The following is a 22,435-nucleotide window of genomic DNA, read 5'->3' on the forward strand; positions in this document are numbered from 1 at the left end:
ACCTTGATTTATACTAATAAACCCTTTTTATATACATAATTAGGTTTTCGAATTGCCAGTACATTTGTATCAAATTCATAAAATAATTTTTAAAAAAAATCATGAGCACACCAAACATTGCAAAAGAAGATATTTTAAACGCTTTTAATTACAGACACGCCACAAAGGAATTTGATGCTACAAAGACCATTTCTGACGGCGATATGAAATTTATCTTAAAAACGGCACATTTATCGCCTAGTTCATTTGGTTTTGAGCCTTGGCATTTTGTGGTGGTACAAGATAAAGAGTTAAGAGAGCTTTTAAAACCTGTTGCTTGGGGTGCGCCTTTAAAATTAGATACTGCCAGTCACTTTATTTTAGGTTTGGCAATGAAAGCACCAATGGTAAAGCACAATGCACCTTATATAGAACATATGATGAAAGAGGTAAAACAAATGCCTGCCGAAGTTATAGAAATGTATTCTAAATTTTACAGAGAATTTCAGGAGCGTGATTTTAACCTGGATACCGATAAAAAGCTATTCGACTGGTCTTCTAAGCAAACCTATATCGCATTGGGTAATATGATGACATCAGCAGCATTAACAGGCATAGATTCTTGCCCAATTGAAGGATTTCATCAAGAAAAAGCAGAGGCTTTATTACAAGAGAAATTTGGAATTAATACCGATAAATACGGATTGGCTTTTATGGCAGCCTTTGGGTACAGAAAGGCGGACCCAGAGTTTCCTAAATCTAGAAGAGATTTTGATGACATCGTAACTTGGAAATAAAACACAATGAAAACATCATTAACAATACTGTTTATACTTATAGCTAGCGTTATCTCAGTCGCACAAACACCAACAACAGACGATATTAAGTTGTAACAGTCAATAATTAAACCCATTACCTAGTAATTATAGCACGGCAGCAAGAAAAGTATGGGACTTGAAAAAATAGAATCAAAAATTGTTGCCTCAACTCATTACAAATTTGTTAACTGACAGAAATAGAAAAGGGTTCTTAAAAGCAATAGCTTAAAAGAACCCTTTCTTATTCAAATACAGGATTATTCTTAAATAAGAATGATTATATATATTTTACCACGCACCGATAAAGTGACTGCCTGTAGTATTGACCAATTTAGCACCTTTGGTAACTGCGCCGGTCTCTGTATCTACAATATAAATGTTTCCGTCTTTCCCAACAGGGGCTTCGGTAAGGTAGATTTCGTTTCCGTCTACCGCAAAACTTTGGTACTGGAACAAATAGAAATCCGTGTCATAAGGAATCTCGTCTATTTTAGTGGCGGTTTGAGCATTAAGGTCTACAAGGGCAAAAAAGCCTTGTGGCCCGGCAACGCCTTCTTCAGATCCTTCGTGACGGTAAGCCAAAACTGCTTTACCATTAGCAGCAGGTCTCCAAGCCAAAACATATGCGCCAGTAACACCTAATGCATCGTCCAAATTAAAATCATACGAATCATCGTACTGATTATCAGCTCCTATTTTCAAAATATGAGAGCCTTCTGGATCGCCTTGGTTAGCTTGGTAAACACTTCCACCATATTCAAAAGAATTGATGCTACGGTAACCATTTGTATTACCATGACTAACTGTAGAAGTAATGATTGCAGGGTTTTCCAATGAAGGATAGTCTACTACAATGGTCTTAGAACCTAAGATTTCATAATCGCTATCACTTTCAAGATCCGCTGCATTTTCTTCATCTCTGGTCAACGTTGATGGGTCGATTTTATTCATACGAGCACCAATATATAACTTGTCACCAGCAGCGTTTAAGGTAGGCATGTCAATTCTGCCAATGTAATACCCTTGAGATTCTAGCTCTTCATCTAAAGACAAATCAATTTTTTGGTATTTGTTGATTTGCGAATCAACCAAATTTAAAGTCACGATACCAACGGTTTGGCTTGTACGTACATAAGTATCGTCTGTAACATCATTTGGGGTACCTTTATCATCAACGATGTGTTCAATATCAACTCGTACCGCGCAACCTGTTTGATCTCCGTCAAATAATTTAATCCATCTTGGGGCTGTACCTACGTATTCCGCAATGCTGATTTCAGAACCTGTTTTTTCAAAATCCTGTCCGCCGTTCACAGTGTATTTGGTATAATTTCCTCCAGTATCACCGGCATAACTGATGTTAAAAATGGTGTTACCATCTTCTGAAGCCTGTAATCTTGCCGTTCTGTTTGAAGGCGCAATAAAACCATTGTTAAATGGATCAATTTCTACCGATGGGTCTTTGGCTTCTTCACTGGTCACGGAATAAATTAAAGTTCCGCCATTACCATCGCCTGGTTCCTCTCCCATTTTTGCTCCTGCAATGGTAATCCATCTCGACTCATCTACTTCCTCTTCTTCTTCTACCTCTTCCTGTTCTTCTTGATCAGGATCTGGTGTTATCGAATTATCATCACTACTGCACGCGACCATAAAACCAGCGGCAAGTACGGTAATGGCAAATGATTTCAAATTTAATACGGGTCGTTTCATACTATATTCTATTTAGATATTTAAAAATTATTGATTGTATAATTCAATTTTAGGTAAAAAGCCCTACCTGGTTTCTGTACACGTAAATTGTCATAAGCGACTTTGTCGAAAATGTTTTTGACATCAAGGCTCAATGCAAATTTTTTGTTTGGGAATATATAACTACAGCCAAAATCTTGAACCAATTGGGTGGGTATTAAAAACTCTTCTAACCCTGCTACATTAGTGCCTTGTTCTTCTTTATAAGAGAACTCATCAGTAAAATAGGCGTTGTAGAATAGGTTTAGACGTGCTTGATTTTGTATAATGTTATTTAATGAGTAACGCAGCGATCCGTTCATGGTGAACAAAGGAACGTTCGGTGAGTTTACAATGTTATCTTGAAGATTTTTTCTTTGTAAACTTAAACGTGATAAGTTAAAGTTAAAGCCGAGGTTATTGTTGTAGCTATAGTTGATTTCTGCTTCAATGCCTTTAGAAGTAGTTTCCCTATCAAAATTTCCGTATTGAATGGTTTCACCAAGTTCTTGATTGTCTTGTGCGTCTCCTGGAAAACCGATTAAATCTTGAATTTTTCTAGAAAAAAGATTCGTAGAAATGATAAGTCCGTGTTTCTGAATGTTGAATTTTCCTAATCTGAACCCCAAATTGTAATTATCGCTTATCTCCGGTTTAATGGTTAGATTGGGTTCAATATTGTCTCCGGCATCACCGAACACTTCGTTTTCATTTGGCAGGCGAATAGCTTTTTCAGCAGAGGTCAGCAAGGTGATGTTTTTTAGAAGCGCAAAAGAAACCGCATAGCCATAACCATTATATTCTTTGCTACTATCGTAAACCTCATCAATTACCTCAGTGGCATCACTATTGAACTTGGGTAAGGTATTTAATACTTTTTGGCGATAATGCTTTCCGAATAGGTTTACTTTCAATCGATCATTAAAAGTATTCAGTTCGTAACTGAGAGAGTAAATATTCTTGTAAATATCGCTCGTTTGTTGAAAAGTGTTTTCTAATAGCGAAATCATCTCATCGCTATCTTGCCGGTCAAGCCCACTGTACACGTGATTTAAAAAAACTTTATGGTTCTTGTTCAGTTCGTAAGAGAGTCCCGATCTTATCGAAGCTACTTTTCTATTGATGTTAAGTAATGTCGGATTGCCTTCTTGCTGAGCACCCCAAGAATATTCGTACTCGTCTCCTTTATAATCGATGGCCCTCTTCCCTGTCCAACTATAAGCCGCACCTGTAGTATCATTAACAATGCGATTTCGCTCACCGAATAATCCAGTGACGTTTACATCCAATCCTTTTACAAAGAAATCTTTTTTGAGGTATGTCAAATTAGCCAACAAGGCATCAGACTCTAAAAACCTTCCTTTGTAGGGTATTTTGGTTACAAAGGCACCGTGCTGTACTTCCTTATAATCATCAGAACCTGTAACACCGATTAAAAATTGATCGGCCCATTTTACATCGGTATAACCTATTTGAATCGTTCCTCCGGTTGATCTATAGGCATCATTGAATCTTTTAGTGGTTATAAGCGTTTCTACTCCTCCTAGACCCTTATCGACAATGTTTCTACCGCTTATTTCATAATCGTTGTCAGAATAATTATGAAACACAGAAGCTTTTACCGTAAAACCAGATGTATCAAAACGATATAAACCGTTAAGACTAGCCTGTACCGTATTGAATGAGCCGTATGATGCAGAGGCGTTAAAATTGCTTCTCACACCATTTTTCATCACAATATTTATAGCCCCACCTAATGCATCATCGGCCAAATGCCCAGGAACCACTCCTTTGTATACTTCTATATTCTCAATCATAGAAGGTGGAATGCTGTTTAGATTAAAAGACGAACCGTACATCGAAATGGGAATTCCGTCAATAAAAATACGTACCGAATTACCTGATAAACCGTTTAAGGAGTACTCTACGTTAGAACCTAAACCACCGTTTTGACGAATTTTTACACCAACGGTAGTATTTAATAACTCGTTGGTCTGTACATTTCTAATACTAGCCTCTTTGGTCTCTATTACGTTTACGGCAAAACCTTTGGTCTCGATTTCGGTTTCCTTCGATTTACCATTAACAGTTACTTCGTCAAGTTCTTCAGTGTTTTCCGAAAGCTTAAAATCGATTTTAATATTTTTCTCGCTCCCCTCGATATTAACCTTTTTTGATATTGTTTTGAGGCCTATATATGATGCGGTGATTACATATTCACCATTGCGTATGTTCTTGATAAGGTAGTTTCCATTTTCATCGGTTTGAGAACCGGTACTGGTATTCGCGATAAATACCGTAGCACCGAAAAGAGGTTCACCGGTTACTGTTATCACTTGGCCGCTTATTCTATTAGTCGGTTGCTGAGAAAACACCTCTGTATGAAGATTGAAAAGTAAAAAGGTGAGGAACCAGTATCTCACTATCTATTTTTATTTAGAATGATTAAGAATAAATTGGATTGCAAAAATATATGTGTCATATTTGTTCTTTACAACGCAAAAGGAAGTTTGTATAACGTATTCGGAAGAATTATTCATCAACAACAAACATGTCGGTAACAACCAAACCACTGCCTATACCGCTTAGGGCACCCCTATATTCTAATTCACCATTTTTAAGTGAAAGCAAAGTAATTGATTTGAAAGGAGTTAAAGGTTCTTCTTTGCTTCACGAACTGAACGGATGCACGATTTTAGAAACGCAATATAACCTTCAAACTTCATTCAATTCAGTATCTAACCACGATAAAGGATTGGTGAAAATACATTTTCAGTTGCTAGGTAGTTGTGCTCACGAAATAGCAAAAACACCCCGCGTAATTGAACAAGGCTACTTTAATATGTTCCGAATGCCTAAAACGGAAACTGGTTTAAATTACCAAGGTTCTATTTGTCATTCGCTGGAAGTTTTATTTCATGAAAAGTTTTTAAAAACTGTGGTGGGCAATCTAAACAGCAGATTGACGGACTTCCTAAAATTGAAGAGCAATAAAGAACCGATTTCATTTTGGGAAAACAATCAACCCCTTGATGAAAAAAGCTGTAATCTTATTAATGAGATTAAAACTTGTACTCTTGATGGAGTATTGAAAAAATCATTTTTAGAAACCAAAGTGATAGAATTGATAGAACTTCTTTTTATTAAAAAGCCAAAATGCATTTCTCTGGGTGTTATTCCGGCGAGACCTCCGCAGATTGAAGACACGGTAATTCATAAGGTTCATACCTACTTACATAAGAATTTAAACAAGAACATTACGATACCTCAGCTCGCCCAATTTGCCGGCATTAATACCTCTAAATTAAAGCAAGATTATAAGCAGGTCTACGGTAAAACTATTTTTAAGCACTTGACAGCCATGAGAATGACTGAGGCCCACGATTTATTAAAAGCTAAAGAGCTGACCATTGCCCACATTTCACAAACGGTCGGGTATAAAAATCCGCAACATTTTACCGTTGCATTTAAAAAATTTTACGGTTATCTGCCCAGAGAGGTTGTCTAGATTTCAATTCAGGGCAATACAGTCAGTGATTACTTTATAAGCGTTCATAGCACCGGCGAACTATGGTTATTTTCGAATTATAAATTAATGACACAAAATAGAGACTATGAACGCAGATGTAAAAAGTATAGAAAAGAAGTTGCAAGATGTAATCGATAAAAACGAAGATGCTGTAAAAGGTTTTGAGAAAGCTGCCGAAAATTCTAAAGAGGTTAGTACTAAAAACTATTTCTTGGGAAGGATAGAAAACAGAAAATCGTTTTTAAAACAATTGAAGAATGCAGTGCCAGAATTACAGTTGGGCAATGAAAAAATTGAAGGTACCACTGCAGGAGCTGCACACCGCACTTGGATGGATGTCAAAGCATTTTTCTCAGGCGATAACGACGAATCGATGTTAGAAGAAGCGGTAAGAGGTGATAAATCGGCTATAAAGGAATACAGCGAAGTTATTGCTGAAACGCAGGTGCCTGCAAGAGTGAAAGAAATTCTCAGGGAACAACGGAGTACTATTCAAAATGATTTAGAGACATCAGACATTTTAGAAGATTTTAGATAGAAAATCATTTTTAAAATAACCAACCCCCTTTTTAAGGGGGTTTTTGTTTGTATTTATTTTATCCAATAGGTATATCACAATAGAAAAAGTCAATCTACTCAGCGCTTACTCTTATGCTCTGTTAGAACATCCATATATTTAAGCCTAATTAAAAGAAATCCGCTTTTTTTTTGAAAGCAAGGGAGACAGAAAATGAAAAGAAGTCTGGTCAGATATAGAAATAGTAAGTTCAGAAAGGTTATAAGAAGGTATGAGAAGTATGCACCTATAATTTTCTTTATGGGTGGTTTTATTTTTGATACGTTAACCCTGGGCCGAATTGACCGACTTTACGATCTTATTGTGCTCTGCCTTCACATGTCGTTTCTAACACTAACTATTTACTTGTACAATTTGACGGAAGATGGCAAATGGAAGAACACAATTTTAGAACGCGTCGAAGAGTATTTTCCCTTGGCGATTCAATTTTTCTTTGGCGGACTTTCAAGTGCCTATGTTATTTACTTCTCAAGAAGCGTATCGTTGTCAAAGACCGCTGCTTTCTTTTTTATTCTAATAGCAATGCTCGTGGCCAACGAACATCTTAAACGTCGAATTTCAAATAAATACTTACAGTTCAGCGTCTATTTCTTCTTGAGTTTTACCTTTTTCACCTTTATGATACCGGTTTTCGCAAAAGAAATGAGCGTTCGAATATTTCTTTATTCGGGGTTGGTCAGCCTCGGTTGTACCATTGGTTTAATAACATTTATTTATGCCCGAAGCGCCTCTACAAGGCACGAAATAAAACTTGCGAAACTATTGACCCTGATTTTGGGGGTTTATGCGCTTATCAATGCGTTCTACTTTCTTAAACTTATACCGCCCGTACCGCTTGCACTTGAAGAGGGTATCGTTGCCCATAATATTAAACAGGTCAACAATGACTATATTGTGAGTTATGAAGCAGATGACGGTTTTATCTTTTGGCGAGACCATAGGTTAAAATTTGCCTTTGTGCCAGAAGAAAGGGTTTATGTTTTTTCTTCCATATTTGCTCCGACCGATTTGAAAGAAACAATGCTACATCGCTGGTCTTGGTACAATGATAGTACAAATGAATGGTCGGTCGTCGAAGATATTCCATTCGATATTACGGGAGGTAGAGATGGCGGGTTTCGGGGTTACACCTATAAACAAAATGTTAAACCAGGGCTTTGGCAGGTAGAAGTTCTAACCGACGATGAACTTTTATTGGGGGTTATAGACTTTGAAATTATAATGAAAGAAAATCTACAACATATTCGAATGGTTGACAAAAAGTTCTGATGCCCAATCAAAATTTATGTCGATTAGCACACCTTATATTTTTCTAATTTCATTATTTATAAACACAGAGACAACAGATTCGCTATCTTAGGTAGACCGTTATAAAAGATTCGACAAGATAAGACATGATAAAAGACTTCAAATGTTTTTTTATAACCTTAACGCTTCTCTTTAGCACACTCGCCTCTGCCCAGATTTTAACGGTCAACGGTGAGATTTCTGATGACGAAATGGGTATCTCGCTCATTCACGAACACATCATGGTCGATTGGATCGGGGCCGATAGTACAGGCTACCATAGATGGAATAGGAGGGAAGTGGTACAACGTGTCTTACCATTTTTAGAAGACTTAAAGAAGCATGGCGTAACAACCCTTGTAGATTGTACACCAGCCTACCTCGGTCGTGACCCCTACATCTTAAAAGAGCTTTCGCATCTTTCAGGCATACAGATTTTAACGAATACCGGTTACTATGGAGTACATGACAATAAGTATATTCCTCTTGAACTGCAAAAGGCCAGTGCACAAAAAATGGCTTCCCATTGGACCGAAGAATTTAAAAGAGGAATAGATGGTTCTGGGATCAAGCCAGGATTTATCAAAATTTCGGTAAATAACAGCGGCACACTTTCCGAAGTACATGAAAAACTTATCACGGCTGCGGGATTGACCCACTTGGCAACTGGAATGACCATTGTGTCACATACAGGGGGAGATGAAGCAGCCATGGCCCAAATTGAAGTACTAAAAAACATGGGGGTTTCACCTCGTTCTTTTGTGTGGGCCCATGCCCAAAACGGAACTATCGATGGTTATATAGAAGCCGCAAAATACGGCGCATGGATTTCATTAGATCATGTCAATGCCGGAGACCTCAATAATCCTGAGAAAAATGGAAATATTGATTGGTACGTAGCTACCCTAACTAAACTAAAAGATAAAAACATACTTCAGCAGGTGCTTGTTTCGCACGATGCCGGCTGGTACACGGTAGGAGAAACTAATGGTGGTGATTTTAGGGGGTATACAAACCTCTTTACCGAATTGATTCCTGCGCTTAAAAAACATGGGTTTTCGCAAAAAGATATCGATATGCTGTTGGTCGAAAACCCTAAAGAGGCATATATGCTAAGAATAAAGAAAGTTCAAAATTAATTTTTGAAAGTTTACAGGCGTTATAAAATCTAGCCTTTTCAATTAAATCGGGTAATTTTTACCCATTTAAAAGTTTGCTAATTTCCCGACATTTAACTAAGTAGTTTATATACAGTTATTTAAGATAGTTCTAAACACTAAAGAGTATCTTAGGCACATCTTTTGCTATTACTTTAATAAGATAAGATTGATAGGTTCCCAAATCTACAATTTTTGGGTTATAAGCACCTACAAGAGACTTATACCACATGCATATACGGCGGATAGTTCCGTTACCTGTCATCTCCTTTGTACCGATTTTAATTGCGCGTTTTAAATCATATCATCGTCGCCCGAAAATGGCAAAGATTACCTAGTACTTTCGATTTTTACCCTTATAACAGCTTTAGCACATTATAAAAAAGTCAGCAGCAATAGAAATATAGAATCTAAAAACAGCACGTCATGAACAAAAAAATCTTGTTACCTACCGATTTTTCTAAAAATTCTTGGAACGCTATTCAATACGCGATCAATCTTTACGAGAATGAGCCTTGTGACTTTTATATTTTGAACACCTATGCCAAAGAAGTCTATGGTTTAGATAGCTATGAGATTTTAGATCCTGATCATCTTTTCAATAAATCTTCGGAAAAAAGGTCGAAAGAGGGCCTGGGAGATATTATGGTTCGGTTAACCTTTCTAAATGAAAATTCGAAACATCGATTTTTTGTACTTTCCTATTCTACGATGTTTTTATCTACGGTAAAAAAAGTCGTCGAAGACATGCAATTCGATTTAATCGTAATGGGGGCGAAGGGTACCAACCTCAATCGAGCAAAACAATATGGTAAGAATACCTTAGACGTTATCGAGAATGTTCGACATTGCCCCATTTTGGTAGTTCCTACAAATGTTACGTTCAACCATCCGAAAGAAATCGTATTGGTAACCAATTTTGATAGAGATTTTAATATCGCCGAAGTAAAGCACCTAGCTGATATTGCTCAAATCACTAAGGCTAGTATAGAGGTGGTAAGCACTATCGACAATTGTGATCTTACCGCACATCAAAAAGAAAACAAGATGCTGTTACGTCAAAATTTCAAGAATATCGAATACCGGTTTAGAGTGTTGCATAATGTGAAGATGAAAGCGGCCCTTAGTTGTTTTGTCGAAATCAGGCATAGTGGTATGATCAGTTATATCGACAAGAAACCGTCTTTGCTCGAATGGCTGGGCCTAGGCAGTTCTAGTCTTGGCAAATTGGGCTTTTTTAAAGATGTGCCCGTATTGGCATTGCACGGCTGATTAGCGCTAATCAACTGTATAGAATCAAGAATACACCGATCAAAATGCCGGCCAAGGGCACGAGTTTCTTGCGTTTGTTCTGTTCTTTAAAGATGAGTCCGCCTACGACAACCGCAATGATAATTTGGCTGCGTTTGATCGCCGAAAGCAACATAATCAATGCATCTGGGTCTTGTAAGGCCTTAAAATAAAAGTAATCGGCAATCTGCAACAGTATGCCCACCATTGGTATAGACCAACGCCATTTGAACGCTTTTCGTTTTTCCGTATTCGGAAACCAGGTTATACTTAGTATTACCAAAAGAATAAGAATGGTATAAAAACAAAACCAAAATTGTAAAGTTTGCGGATTCAGGCTCAAATTCTGAATCAAAAACTTATCGTAGAGTCCGCTCGAAGCCCCTAAAAAAGTGGCTCCGATAATGGCGAATATCCATTTATTGCTTTTAAAATGAATGCCTTCCCTTTTTCCGATTCGAGAATAGAGCAATACCGAAAATATGATGAGAAAGAAACCAATCCACTGCGCAAAATTCGGCCTTTCTTGATAGATGAGTATCGCCCCGATAAAGGTGAAAAAGGGGCCTGCCGAGCGTATGGGCGTCACAATGGTAATCGGCAAATGTTTTAAAGCCTGATAGGCCAATAACCAAGAGCCCGCCATGATGGCGGATTTGATAAGAATATAGCCATGTTTTTTTAGGGGGATGTCCGTCACATACAGCTGTAGCTCCATCATTCGGTCAGGGTACCAAGTAGAACCCAAGTATAATGGAAGGAGCAACAGGAAACCAGCTGAAATAGTACCCAAAAGCACCGGAAAAACTTCGTTGCCCTGAACGGCATGTTTTTTAAGTAGGTTGTGTAATCCTAAGAATAAAGCGGCTAGAAGCCCGAGATACATCCACATAGCGGGCGCGAAGATATTGGTTTTTTAGGGTTTGCTAACTATGGATTTCAGCAGATTTAAAAAAAGTAAAACTAGAGAACAAGAAATAGGTTTTACCTACATATAATCAAACCGATGCGGACATTCTTTTTCGGTCTTCGTTATGTCTTCCTGTAATTTTTACTAGTTAAATTTTAATATATTTATTCACTTCAAAGCAGTATTTCCTAGAACTTTTGAATCGTAAAATGTATAAAATTTTATCACTCGATGGCGGCGGTAGTTGGGCAATCATTCAATTACTCACCTTAAGAGACCGTTATGGAAACATGAACGGTCACAAAGTACTGCGTAAATTTGATCTGGTGATTGCCAATTCTGGGGGCAGTATTGTTTTGGCCGCTTTGGCCGAGAATTATTCCATTGATAAAGCGATAAGCCTGTTTAAGGATAAGGAAAATCGGGAACGTATTTTTTATAAGAATTCGTTTCGTGACCGTTTTTTCCCCGTAGATTATTTACGGGCGTTCGGTATCGGGTTCGGTCCAAAATACAGTGCCCTAAAAAAAAGGGAAGCTTTTGAATACCTGTTTCCTGAAATGGATAAGGTACAGATGAGCGAACTGCCCAAAATTATTGGAAAAGAATCGTTGAAAATTGTGGTTTGTACCTACGATGCGCTGAACAATCGGGCCAAATTCTTTAAGTCGTATGCTTTGAACCCAGCGCGTTATGATTCGGTACGATTGACGCAGGCCATCAATGGCTCTTCAAATGCGCCGGTGCAGTATTTCGATTTTCCTGCAAGATTTAAGGCGAAAGAAAGCGATGTGTACTTTGAGTTGTGGGATGGTGCCCTTGGCGGCTTTAACAATCCCATTTTAGCGGGTATCATCGAAGCCTATAAATTGAAGGTGGACCTGAAGGACCTACAAATCGTTTCCTTAGGTACCAGCAACCCCTTAATGTCTTCCGATAGCAAAGAAAAATTTTGGGATTGGAAACTTACCGCACAAAAATATAGAAGAAAGAAACTGGCTTTTCACAGAATGAAATCTCAGCTGAGCTTCTTTGGGGAAACCGTTTTCAACCAAGCCAAGACCATTTTATACCAACCGCCCGACACTGCCAACTATATGGCTATGATGTTTTTTAAAGCCACAACGGGCAAAGAATTGAACGACAACATCATACGCTTATCGCCTTTGATTCATTTTGATGATAAGCTTTCTACGGAAGCCGAACCACTAATAAAACAACTGTATGCGTTGGAGATGGATCTGACCAAAGACGCCCAGATAGACTTGCTTTTACAATGTTTTAACGCCTGGAAAGCTGGCAAAATCTATAATCAACCTATTGAGTTCGAAGTAGAACGAAACAATGACCAGTTATTTCGCTTGATCGACCTATGTTACCAAGATGAATGGATAAGTGGAGAGAATGGGCGGCCGAAAATATAATACCCAAGAAAGAAGGTTATTTTTGAGTAATATTTATATGGTTCGAATAGATAAGAAATGTCCAAATTTTGTTTAGACCAAGTCTCATAATTCTGATTGAATTTTACAATAAATGCTCAATATTTTCAATATTGGCTTTATGATATGAAATTAATCGATTTAACGATAGTTCATAGCTTAATTGCTTTAATGAATCACTAAGGTCGCTTTTGACTATCTGATCAAGGTTTTCGGTCATTTCGTTTACAATGGAATCTGTCGTATTACCCGGGTTTACCTGTAAGTTTCTTAGCATCTCAGCGGTCTGTTCCTCATGATTACAGCTAAACTTTACATAATTGCTCAATAGATTTTGCATTCTCTTCTTTAAAAAGCTGATATCACTATCATTAAAATAGTGGTTCACTTGTTTTGCAATGGCGTAGAGGTTGCTCATCTCTTTTCCTAATAAATCGTCTCTAGTCATATCTTGGTTTTAACGTGAATGTTATATCGCTTAAATCTGTGAGAAAATAGAATTTAGTCCTCACAACTAGCGGCTCATTCAGAGAATTTTGTAATCCTTTCAAGAATTGGATGAAACAAAAAAGGCTATCAAACAAGTAGTTAGATAGCCTTTTTTCAAGTGTTTGTAAAATATTCTATTCTTCTTCGGTAGCCATGGCATCGGCCATTTCTAAATCTTCATCATATTCTAAATTCACCGGTACCGATTCTTTTGCGGCATTGAATTTTTCCAAACGTTCCAGCTCGTCTTCCTCACCTGAAAAATAGGGGAACACATCCATCACGGGAGATTCTGCAATGGCAGGTATCGTGTATTCGCCCATAGTATCTTTCATAACACCGACGGTATTGTCATAGGCTTCTTTTACATCGTTGGCCTGAACCAATAAATACTGGTTTGTTTTACGTTCTTTTCCACTTTCTTCGTCAAAAGCAATCAACGAAACTTTTGATTTGAACCAGCGATCGGAATTCTCGAACGGATGGATTTCCGCATAATTGGCCACCTTAATATTGGTAATCTTAATTTCTTCGCTATCGCTTAAATACGCCTGCATTTCTTCTGTAATTCTACTTTCGGCCTCCGTATACGAAATCGCATCGACGAGAAAGGGTTCCGTTTTTACCTTTTGCATGCCAGATGCCTCATCAAGCTTTCTATATTTTACTTTACACTCATACCAAGTTGCACTCATATCTATTGTTTTTGGGGTGCCAAATATACTTCTAACCTTTAGCCCCGAACAACTAAATACCGCAATAGATATTCACAATTCAGAGCTGCCGAATGCTCACTTTTGAGCCTCAGATAGTTATACTTTTATTTTTGAAGTAGTGTACTAAGAGGTTTAACATTAAAGGAAGAAATCAATTTCGATAGAGAAAAATTAAGTAAATACTTTTGGGGTTAAGAGCGTTGGAAAAAGCGCTAAAACTTATTAAAAAATTAAATATTCTCACAGGAAAACATTTTCATAACATTAAAATAAGCAACGTTTTTCAAGATTCTCTATCTGATAAGAAAAACATTATGAGAAAGTTAGCAGGGTATCTAGTTGTATTTTTATTAGTCATAGGTTGTGAGGAAGACTCCGAAGGCGATGTTTTGCTCGATAGTACCTTTTCAGAGAATTTTGCGCCATCCCCATCATTTAAAGAGTTACCGCAGGTTGAAAAATATACAGAGTACGGAGAAAATGCTTTTATCAACACCTCTGATGAGTCCGTTTCTACATTTTCTGTCGATGCCGATGGGGCATCTTACTCCAATACCAGGCGCTTTTTAGAATTAGGGCAAAATCCGCCCCCTGCTGCGGTACGAATCGAGGAGTTTTTAAATTATTTCACCTTTGATTATGAAGAACCACTGGGGGAGGAAACCGTTTCGATTAATGGTGAGATTGCCGATTGCCCTTGGGCCGATGATCACTATTTGATGCGTTTGGGCATGAAAGGCAAAACTATCGCCGCTTCTGAAATTCCCGATGCCAATTATGTTTTTCTTATCGACGTATCAGGCTCCATGTCTAGTCCCGAAAAGCTGGAACTTTTAAAGACCGGATTTAAGCTTATGGTCGATGAAATGCGCGATACCGATAAAATGGCCATCGTCACCTATGCGGGTGAGGCAGGCGTTTTGCTTGAGTCGACCTTTGGAGACGAGAAAGACCAGATCAAGGCCGCCATAGACCAATTGGGTGCCGGAGGTTCTACCGCTGGGGCGGAGGGTATATTAACGGCCTATGAAATTGCAGAAAAGAACTTCATTCCCCAGGGTAACAATCGAATCATTTTGGGTTCCGATGGAGATTTTAATGTCGGGCCATCATCCACCGAAGAACTGGTTGAACTGATTGAGGACAAAAGGGATAATGGTGTTTATTTGACCGTTCTCGGAGTAGGTACCGGTAACCTTAATGATGCTTCGATGGAACAAATTGCCAATAAAGGAAATGGAAATTATGAATACATCGACAACATAGCACAGCTAAAAAAGGTCTTTATTCATGAAAGGGGAAAATTCTATGCCGTAGCCAAAGATTCAAAAATACAGGTGACTTTCAACGCCGATGTCGTGCAGTCGTATCGACTGATCGGGTATGAAAACCGCTCTTTAAACGAAGATGATTTTGAAGATGATACGGTCGATGCCGGTGAAATCGGTTCGGCACAAACCATTACCGCGCTTTATGAAATTGTATTGACCGAGAATACCCCTAATGGGCCTCTAGGGACTTTCGATTTCAGATATAAAAAGCCCGATACCGAAGAAAGTCGTCCGTTATCACTTGATATTGCCAATACGCCATCGTCGATTGAAAGTAGTTCAGAAAACATGCGTTTTGCAGCTGGGGTTACCGCTTTTGGTTTATTGATGAAACAATCCGAATTTAGCGGCACAGCCTCAAAAGAAATGATTTTAGACCTGACCGAAAATGCAATAGGTACCGATGAATTTGGTTATCGAACGGAATTTCGCACGCTAGTTACTAATAGCAATTAAATTTTCAAAACTACGAGGGGCTATCAGCTAGACAAACCTGATCTTTTACCAGACTTCAGCTAAAAATCAATATCTACTGAAATACTAAAGGGCTTGAAGCCATATCAAGCCCTTCTATATTATAATTTCCGAAGATTTAATCCTGCTAAAACAGCTATTATAAGCGTTATCAATAAAGTGGGTAGTAACAATTTCAGCCAACTAAAACTATAATCCTGTTCATAAAATTTAGCTTCATGATTTTTCCAATCCACCGCATCGGCAGATTTATGATCAAAAATTTTGGTGTAAAAGCCTTCGCGTAAATTCTTATGGAATTCGGTCAATGATTTCAAGAAATCCAAATGACTAAGCACATCGGTGCCCGCCAGACTATTTAGGCTTAGTTGAGCATGCATTGTAGGCACGAAAAGCGCTATCTTCTCACTCACTGTATTACGTAACATGATTTTTTCGGTCATTTCGGCACTTGTATCCTTTGCCGCAAAGTCTCCCATGTATTGCATACCATAATACCAGATCCAACTGAATTCATCTTCTGGCACTGGGTAGTTTTTATATTGCGGATAGGCTTTTATAAACTCCGTCATGGTTGCATCCTTTTCCAAATCCCACTTTTCATGGTAGCCATCTCTTTGCTCTACCATGGCATCTAAAGCTTCCGGCACTTGGAAGGCATTAATTACGTAGTTGTTGACCAACGCCGGTATCAATATGGTCAATACCACCCAAATAGAAATTAGAGCCAAGGCATTAAAACTGGAGTTTCTCAACAGGGAAACCATCCAAAGACAGAGGGCACTCCAAAACAGCACATATAGAACACTCTGTACAAAAATGGCCCAGAAATTAGTATTCATGGGAATTTGTAATATAGCACTTGCCAGAAACAGGAGGAACACCAAAACAACAAAAACAAAAAGAATTCTCACCAATAGCTTTTTAAACAAAAAACCTGCTTTAGCCGATGTTTGTGCCGCCAAAATACGCCAGGTACCCAACTCCTTTTCTTCAGAATATAAATTGAAGGTCATGGCGATCAGCACCAACGGAAACAGGTAAATAATTACGAACCCTAAATCTAGGTTACCGGACATCAATAATGACGGATTCTCAAAATCGGTATCATATTTCTGTGCCTCTAAAGCACGAATGGTTACGGCCTGCAATAGCGGATTAACATCGCTCTGCCCAATGGAAATAGCGTTTATGTTTTGAGGTCTCTTTATTAGGGTAAAACGTAAATAGTAGAGAAGCAACCCTAAGTCTTCTCTGTGATACGCAACATTCTTTTCAATGCTTTCTTCTTGATATACCTGTGCTGCTGCAATTGTCTTTTCTTGCTTTACCAAATACTGCTTTCCAATGAAGATGCTTATCACCCCAACTGTTAACAAGAGAGCCAAACTGACCAAGAAAATTTTCGTTCGAAAAAATGATTTAAATAATAAACTATACATCTATATGGCTTTTAGGTTGGTAGACAATCGTAACAGTCCGAATAGGGCTAGCCCTCCCCAAAGCACTAAAGCTAACAAGGACATGAGCTCATTTTTGAAAATATCGGAAATGCTCAAAAAATGATATTCAAAAGGAGGGAATTCTTTCCAATATTCATTTGAAATAGTATCAGGACCTGCTTTTCCTTTATACGGAATTAAATTCATTTGCAATTGGTTCATATCTTGTGCCAGCTTAAATCGATACGCTTCGGCCTTATCCTTAAAATGAAGGAAAGATTGAAAATCGGTTCCGGAGAAAGCCATCGATAAATTCTTGATGGCCGTATACGGATTTACAAAGGCAGAATAGCGCTCTAGATTATTCTGCTTTCCGTATACCTCATACAAATCTTCTTGATGTTTTAAATATACTTTTGTGCTCATTGCTTCACCCTGAGACATGACAAAACCACCATAATTAAAAGGAAGATCTTCAACTTTTTCCACGTTATGTACACGTAAAACCGAATCTTTTAAGGCCTTAAAGTGCGGATCATTAGGGTCATGACTATCGCCTAACTGAGCCAAATCGTGCTCGACTGCAGTTTCCATTTCTATTTTAGACGGGGTAGGGTAAAGGTAGAAACCAATTGCCTGTAATGATTTTGGAACAATGATTACGAACAAGAGCCAAATGCCCAATAGTTTTACCAGGGCCCCCTTGGCAGTACCACTAAAAGCGGAAACCAAAATGGTAATGGCACTCAAGACACCGAAGAACAGTAGGTATGCCAGCAACAGTACAACATATCTGAATATACTATCGGCATGCATGGTATCGTGAGATTCTATCAATACAAAAAATAGAAGTACTAGAAATATGGCACCTAGAAAAATTAGAGACAGACACCATAGACCCAACCATTTTCCGAATACAATTTCTTTTCTCGTAATGCCTTGGCCAATTAACAATTTTAAGGTTCCATTTTCCCGTTCCTGAGCAATGGTAGCAAACCCTAAATAGAAAATTAAAAGTGGTACGATTACTTTTAACAACATCGCCAGGCTGACTTCACCAAAACGTAGTAAACCTGTAGACATACTGGCTTCGGAAAAGTTGACGGTGTTCTGCTTGTGCGCTTCCAAGAAAACGGCATTACCTACAAAGTTTTCCATTCCCAGATCAAACACACTCAACACGTGCTTTAACCTTAGGGCAAATGACCCATAGTGCGCCATACGGTGTGGATGCTTATCGGGGTTGTTTTCCCAACTTTCCTTCACTTCATCTTGAATTTCATCTCTGGTAAAGTTTTGGTCGTGATAATTCACCCATCCGCTGTACGCAGAAAAGAGAAGAAGGCATAACATCAAAATAGATGCTATCAGCATAACCTTAGACCGAAAGGCATTTTGCCATAATTGGCGTGCCAACAATTTGATTACATTTTTTCTCATACTTAAAATTTATAGGTGGCCGAGAGGGTAAAGTTTCTAGGTGCCCCAGGAAACAAACGCAAATAGGTCTGCGCCCCTAGCCAATAGGTTTTATCAAAAAGGTTGCCTGCGTTCAAAGCGATTTGAAGGTTACTGGCAGTGGGAGTGTAATAAACCGCTGCATCAAAAATGGTGAAGCCAGGCACCTCAAAAGCCCTAGTGAACCATGGTATTTTACTGCCTTGGGACTGCACGCCAAAGCCGATGCCCCAATCTCTTAAAGTAGTGCCTTGTTTAAAGTTGTAGCGTGTCCAAATATTTCCACTATGTTTGGGGGTATTCTCTTTACGTAGACCTATCAATGCTGCATCGGCATCACTGATTATCTCTGCATCGATATAACTGTAAGAGGCGTTTATTTGCCAATTGGGAAGTAAATAGCCGGCAATATCCATCTCAAAGCCACGAGAACGGTCAGCGCCGCGCTGCGTAAGTAAATCAGGGTTTGCAGGATCGTTCGCGCTCATCAAAATATTCTTCTGGTTGATTTCATAAACCGCCATATTCAGCTTGATGTGCTTTTTGAACAAGTCGGCCTTTACACCCAACTCCGTTAGGTCAGAAAGAAGTGGGTCAAACTGTGAGGCAGAATCGTCGGACCAAAAAAATTGCCCTGTACTCGGTAATAAGGTAACCGTGTTCGATTGTGGTTGAAACCCTTCCAAATAAGTTCCGTATACGTTTACGGCATCATTTATCTCATACGTCAAACCAATTCTTGGTATTACTTTAGAATTGGTAAATGTCAATTCATTGTTCGTATCATAATTCGTGATGTCTTCAAACCACTCGCTGCGCAAGCCCAAAATCAGGCTGATTTTTTTCCATTTTAGTTGCTCTTGAACATACACGGCATTACTGGTGGTCAATGCCGGGGGAATGGCGAACAAAGAATTAAACGTGTAATCTTCGGAAATTCGAATGGCATAATCCGGATTTTCCAAATTAAAATGCGGCACGTTGGGTAAAGGAATGGTAAGTCCGTAATATGTAGTAGTCTGATAGGCTGCCGCGTTGGTCGCATCAAAAGAATTGGTAACGCTTCCGTCGTTCAACAAATAACCTCTTGCGGAGTTTTGACCGCCGCCAACTTGTTTTTTCCAATAGTGTAAATCGTAGCCGACCAAGAATTTATGGGATAAACTACCTGTCTCAAAATCAAAATTGAAGTAGGCATTTAGATTGTCTATCATCCAATTTTGCTTACGTTGTACGAAGCGCATAGCCGCCAAACTGGGAATTTCGTTTCCATCGATATCTACCCCAAATGCCGAAACGGACCGGTGTTCTTCCAAATCTTCTTTCCACGTTTGTTTCATGTATGCCGTATTGAAACTGATGGCATCTGTAAACTTGTGAGATAAACTTCCGGTCAGCATAAATTCTTTTGAATTGAAATAATCGTTCGGTGCACCAAGATTGAGACTAATAGGCGTACTGGTTAAAGAGGTGACCCCGTCTATAGCCCCAAAAATGGGTTGGCCACGATCTAAAAAGCCATTCATGTCGTTATAGATCATTTCAACATTTATGGCCGTTTTGTCATTGGGCAAATAGCTGAAAGAAGGAGAAATTAGAATAGATTTATTTTGTATCAGATCGCGATACGAGCCCGCCTCTTCATATGCTGCATTAAAACGATACAGCAACGTATTATCTTCGTTCAAAGGGCCTGTGAAATCTAATGCCCCGCGAATGGTGCTAAAACTGCCAACGGCAAAAGAGACCTCTTTGCGGTCTTCCTTTAGCGGTTTTTTAGTAACCAAGTTGATGCTTCCGCCTGGGTCGACACTTGCAAAACTAGCACTGGCAGGCCCTTTTATCACCTCTACTTTTTCAATATTGGTGGTTAACGGTTGAAGAAAATAGAACTGCCTGGTACGTAATCCATTAATGATTTGCCCTTCTTCGTTTTGGCTAATGCCCCGAATATTGTATTGGTTATACACGCTGGAAGGAGTAACACCGCTCACCACTTTTACCGCATCCGCTAGTTTAAATGCCTGCCGATCGGCAATAAGTTCTTTGGTAACCGTAGAAATCGCTTGTGGTAGTTCTTTGTTCTTGATCGCTACTTTGGTCGCCGAAAAAGAATAATCGCTATTGTAATCGTTTCTCGCCCTGCCGATTACTTCAACAGACTGTAGTTGCTCTACATTTTCTTGAAGTTTTAAAGTACCCAAATCATAATCTTTCAATTGATTGAACGATTTTTGAAAACTGAGCGATTTCATACCGATATAACTTACGGTGATCTGGTAGTTTCCGGTAGATGCAAGAGCCCAACTGAAATTTCCGTTTTCCTCTGTAATCGTACCTCCTTTTGTACCAGAATTTTTATCGGAATAGGAGAGGGTTGCGCCCAAAATTGGGGCACCGTCGTTATCCGTGACTTTACCTTTTATTGAAATTTGGGCAAATGTTACATTGCATACCAATAGCATCAGTATGACTTTTATATAGTTTTTCATCTGTTTTAAATAGTTTCTAAATAAAGTTGGTTAAGTTCGTTAGCGTCAATCTCACTGGCCTTTAGCTGCTGGGCCAAGACCCCTTCTTTCATAATACCAATGGTGGTACCCAATTCTACCGCATTGAAAATATCATGGGTAGCCATGAAGATGACCTTGCCCATTACGGCCAGTTCTTTACAAATTTTAGTGAATTCAGCTGTCGCTTTAGGGTCTAGGCCAGAAGTGGGCTCATCCATAAAAATGACTTCCGCGTTCTTGGCAAGTGCAACGGCAATACCAACCTTTTGACGCATACCCTTAGAATACGAAGAGAGCCTTTTATGCTGTGCATCTTCCTGTAATCCGGTTTTAGTAAGAAAGTGTTCTAACTCCGGTACTGAATACGTAAAACCGGCTAAGCGGCTAAAGAAATCAAGGTTTTCTATACCGGTCAGATTTCCGTACAATTGTACTGTTTCGGGTATATAGGCCGTTAGCTTATTGGTGTCGTCTTTGCCTACTTCTTTATCGCCTACGAAGGCTTGGCCGCCATCCTTTTTAATAAATCCTAAAAAGATATTGATGGTGGTGGTCTTACCCGCACCGTTCTGGCCCAATAGGCAAAAAATTTCGCCTTTTGAAACTTCAAAAGAAACGTCTTTCAAAGCCGCTTTTCCATTATATGATTTGGTGATGTTTACTGCTTTTAGCATGAAAATAATATGAATTATTAGTGGATGATAGTATTGCAAATACTGCTATTCATCGATGTTGTTTACGATAAATGCGTATTTGGCTCTATTGAAAAATAACCCTTGGAGTAGGGTTGGTGCCCATAGCGTAGCTATACACAAGCCATGTCTTGAAAATCTCTAAATACGATTAGAGACCTTTCAAGTCAAAATAACTTGAGTACGAGGTGTAGTATCCCTTGAATACGGGATAGTACAACCTAAAATATGGACTATAATAATGATGGAGGAGGCCTAGTAAAGAGGTAACTTTCTAGGTGTCTGTTGCCAAGAAAAACATATGATGTATTCTGGCTAATTTTTTTCTCGTAAAAAAAGGTTTCCTTTTGCGGTATAACCGGATGCTCCGCTTCTAGAAGAGGAATGAAATTGACCGCAGTGGTAATATCACAAACCTCACAATGTTGAATGTCGGGTTCATCGGTATGATGGGTAAGCGCATGCAGGCCCGCAACCTTGAACAAGAGAATTAAGGCAACGTAAAACAAGGCTATATTGTGCTTGACGATTTTCACTCGTGGCAGTAAAAGTAAATAATATTCTAGATTTTCCTTCGATGCCAACTAAAAAAGAAACCTA

Annotated in this window: 18 protein-coding genes; 8 read left to right on the forward strand and 10 right to left on the reverse strand. The window is 38.7% G+C overall.

From position 1 onward, the window contains the following. Window positions 1-101: 101 nt before the first annotated feature. Window positions 102-776 carry an NAD(P)H-dependent oxidoreductase gene (locus IV512_RS02755; protein WP_209400377.1) on the forward strand — a complete coding sequence of 225 codons (675 nt, stop codon included), beginning with the start codon at window positions 102-104 and terminating at the stop codon, window positions 774-776. A gap of 309 nt (window positions 777-1,085) precedes the next feature. On the opposite strand, the gene IV512_RS02760 is transcribed toward IV512_RS02755, so the two are convergent. Together IV512_RS02760 and IV512_RS02765 are read right to left on the reverse strand one after the other, a co-directional pair. Continuing rightward, a complete protein-coding gene (locus IV512_RS02760; protein ID WP_209400378.1) occupies window positions 1,086-2,510 on the reverse strand; it encodes a hypothetical protein in 1,425 nt (474 codons plus the stop codon). A 20-nt stretch (window positions 2,511-2,530) separates the two neighbouring features. Continuing rightward, window positions 2,531-4,951 carry a carboxypeptidase-like regulatory domain-containing protein gene (locus tag IV512_RS02765; RefSeq protein ID WP_371743249.1) on the reverse strand — a complete coding sequence of 807 codons (2,421 nt, stop codon included), beginning with the start codon at window positions 4,949-4,951 and terminating at the stop codon, window positions 2,531-2,533. Between the two features lie 218 nt (window positions 4,952-5,169). On the opposite strand from IV512_RS02765, the gene IV512_RS02770 reads away from it, so the two are divergent. The 5 genes from IV512_RS02770 (at window position 5,170) to IV512_RS02790 (ending at window position 10,350) form a co-directional block, all read left to right on the forward strand. Continuing rightward, window positions 5,170-6,036: a helix-turn-helix transcriptional regulator gene (locus IV512_RS02770; protein ID WP_209400380.1), complete on the forward strand. Its 867-nt coding sequence runs from the start codon at window positions 5,170-5,172 to the stop codon at window positions 6,034-6,036. A 106-nt stretch (window positions 6,037-6,142) separates the two neighbouring features. Continuing rightward, on the forward strand, window positions 6,143-6,595 hold the full coding sequence (locus IV512_RS02775) for a PA2169 family four-helix-bundle protein (protein ID WP_209400381.1): 453 nt from the start codon (window positions 6,143-6,145) through the stop codon (window positions 6,593-6,595). Window positions 6,596-6,787: 192 nt separating this feature from the next. Beyond that, window positions 6,788-7,903, forward strand: a complete 1,116-nt coding sequence (locus IV512_RS02780; protein WP_209400383.1) for a DUF2914 domain-containing protein — start codon at window positions 6,788-6,790, stop codon at window positions 7,901-7,903. 125 nt (window positions 7,904-8,028) lie between these two features. After that, the gene (locus IV512_RS02785) at window positions 8,029-9,060 is read left to right on the forward strand and encodes a phosphotriesterase (RefSeq protein ID WP_209400385.1); all 1,032 of its coding nucleotides are present in this window, start codon (window positions 8,029-8,031) and stop codon (window positions 9,058-9,060) included. A gap of 444 nt (window positions 9,061-9,504) precedes the next feature. After that, complete coding sequence (locus tag IV512_RS02790) at window positions 9,505-10,350, forward strand: universal stress protein (protein WP_209400387.1); 846 nt, start codon at window positions 9,505-9,507, stop codon at window positions 10,348-10,350. 10 nt (window positions 10,351-10,360) lie between these two features. Here the strand turns inward: IV512_RS02790 and IV512_RS02795 are convergent, their stop codons facing one another. Further along, a complete protein-coding gene (locus IV512_RS02795) occupies window positions 10,361-11,260 on the reverse strand; it encodes a DMT family transporter (RefSeq protein ID WP_209400389.1) in 900 nt (299 codons plus the stop codon). A 227-nt stretch (window positions 11,261-11,487) separates the two neighbouring features. Between IV512_RS02795 and IV512_RS02800 the strand changes: the two genes are divergently transcribed. Beyond that, window positions 11,488-12,702 carry a patatin-like phospholipase family protein gene (locus IV512_RS02800; protein ID WP_209400390.1) on the forward strand — a complete coding sequence of 405 codons (1,215 nt, stop codon included), beginning with the start codon at window positions 11,488-11,490 and terminating at the stop codon, window positions 12,700-12,702. A gap of 103 nt (window positions 12,703-12,805) precedes the next feature. Here IV512_RS02800 and IV512_RS02805 read toward each other — a convergent pair whose 3' ends face one another. Further along, window positions 12,806-13,168 carry a hypothetical protein gene (locus IV512_RS02805; protein WP_209400392.1) on the reverse strand — a complete coding sequence of 121 codons (363 nt, stop codon included), beginning with the start codon at window positions 13,166-13,168 and terminating at the stop codon, window positions 12,806-12,808. 175 nt (window positions 13,169-13,343) lie between these two features. Next, entirely contained in the window at window positions 13,344-13,904 is a 561-nt protein-coding gene (locus tag IV512_RS02810; protein ID WP_209400395.1) for a DUF4494 domain-containing protein, read from the reverse strand. 335 nt (window positions 13,905-14,239) lie between these two features. On the opposite strand from IV512_RS02810, the gene IV512_RS02815 reads away from it, so the two are divergent. Further along, window positions 14,240-15,712, forward strand: coding sequence for a VWA domain-containing protein (locus IV512_RS02815; RefSeq protein WP_209400397.1), 1,473 nt, complete (start codon window positions 14,240-14,242; stop codon window positions 15,710-15,712). A gap of 119 nt (window positions 15,713-15,831) precedes the next feature. Here IV512_RS02815 and IV512_RS02820 read toward each other — a convergent pair whose 3' ends face one another. The 5 genes from IV512_RS02820 to IV512_RS02840 all read right to left on the reverse strand — a co-directional run bounded on the left by IV512_RS02820 (window position 15,832) and on the right by IV512_RS02840 (window position 22,371). Further along, window positions 15,832-17,172, reverse strand: coding sequence for a DUF3526 domain-containing protein (locus IV512_RS02820; RefSeq protein WP_209400399.1), 1,341 nt, complete (start codon window positions 17,170-17,172; stop codon window positions 15,832-15,834). Next, on the reverse strand, window positions 17,173-18,612 hold the full coding sequence (locus tag IV512_RS02825) for a DUF3526 domain-containing protein (RefSeq protein WP_209400401.1): 1,440 nt from the start codon (window positions 18,610-18,612) through the stop codon (window positions 17,173-17,175). A 2-nt stretch (window positions 18,613-18,614) separates the two neighbouring features. Continuing rightward, window positions 18,615-21,122, reverse strand: a complete 2,508-nt coding sequence (locus tag IV512_RS02830) for a TonB-dependent receptor (protein WP_209400402.1) — start codon at window positions 21,120-21,122, stop codon at window positions 18,615-18,617. A 5-nt stretch (window positions 21,123-21,127) separates the two neighbouring features. Further along, on the reverse strand, window positions 21,128-21,817 hold the full coding sequence (locus IV512_RS02835) for an ABC transporter ATP-binding protein (protein WP_209400403.1): 690 nt from the start codon (window positions 21,815-21,817) through the stop codon (window positions 21,128-21,130). A gap of 251 nt (window positions 21,818-22,068) precedes the next feature. After that, window positions 22,069-22,371: a hypothetical protein gene (locus tag IV512_RS02840; protein WP_209400404.1), complete on the reverse strand. Its 303-nt coding sequence runs from the start codon at window positions 22,369-22,371 to the stop codon at window positions 22,069-22,071. Window positions 22,372-22,435: the final 64 nt, after the last annotated feature.

Origin of the sequence: Pseudozobellia sp. WGM2 (assembly GCF_017810075.1) — a bacterium.
GTDB lineage: Bacteria > Bacteroidota > Bacteroidia > Flavobacteriales > Flavobacteriaceae > JADNYK01.

Excerpts from the sequence above, each read along its gene's own strand:
- IV512_RS02805 (WP_209400392.1), bottom strand. The coding sequence starts at position 13,168 with ATGACTAGAGACGATTTATTAGGAAAAGAGATGAGCAACCTCTACGCC.
- IV512_RS02825 (WP_209400401.1), bottom strand. The coding sequence starts at position 18,612 with ATGAGAAAAAATGTAATCAAATTGTTGGCACGCCAATTATGGCAAAAT.
- IV512_RS02835 (WP_209400403.1), bottom strand. The coding sequence starts at position 21,817 with ATGCTAAAAGCAGTAAACATCACCAAATCATATAATGGAAAAGCGGCT.
- IV512_RS02785 (WP_209400385.1), top strand. The coding sequence starts at position 8,029 with ATGATAAAAGACTTCAAATGTTTTTTTATAACCTTAACGCTTCTCTTT.
- IV512_RS02775 (WP_209400381.1), top strand. The coding sequence starts at position 6,143 with ATGAACGCAGATGTAAAAAGTATAGAAAAGAAGTTGCAAGATGTAATC.
- IV512_RS02780 (WP_209400383.1), top strand. The coding sequence starts at position 6,788 with ATGAAAAGAAGTCTGGTCAGATATAGAAATAGTAAGTTCAGAAAGGTT.
- IV512_RS02815 (WP_209400397.1), top strand. The coding sequence starts at position 14,240 with ATGAGAAAGTTAGCAGGGTATCTAGTTGTATTTTTATTAGTCATAGGT.
- IV512_RS02830 (WP_209400402.1), bottom strand. The coding sequence starts at position 21,122 with ATGAAAAACTATATAAAAGTCATACTGATGCTATTGGTATGCAATGTA.
- IV512_RS02755 (WP_209400377.1), top strand. The coding sequence starts at position 102 with ATGAGCACACCAAACATTGCAAAAGAAGATATTTTAAACGCTTTTAAT.
- IV512_RS02800 (WP_209400390.1), top strand. The coding sequence starts at position 11,488 with ATGTATAAAATTTTATCACTCGATGGCGGCGGTAGTTGGGCAATCATT.
- IV512_RS02820 (WP_209400399.1), bottom strand. The coding sequence starts at position 17,172 with ATGTATAGTTTATTATTTAAATCATTTTTTCGAACGAAAATTTTCTTG.
- IV512_RS02790 (WP_209400387.1), top strand. The coding sequence starts at position 9,505 with ATGAACAAAAAAATCTTGTTACCTACCGATTTTTCTAAAAATTCTTGG.
- IV512_RS02760 (WP_209400378.1), bottom strand. The coding sequence starts at position 2,510 with ATGAAACGACCCGTATTAAATTTGAAATCATTTGCCATTACCGTACTT.
- IV512_RS02795 (WP_209400389.1), bottom strand. The coding sequence starts at position 11,260 with ATGTGGATGTATCTCGGGCTTCTAGCCGCTTTATTCTTAGGATTACAC.
- IV512_RS02810 (WP_209400395.1), bottom strand. The coding sequence starts at position 13,904 with ATGAGTGCAACTTGGTATGAGTGTAAAGTAAAATATAGAAAGCTTGAT.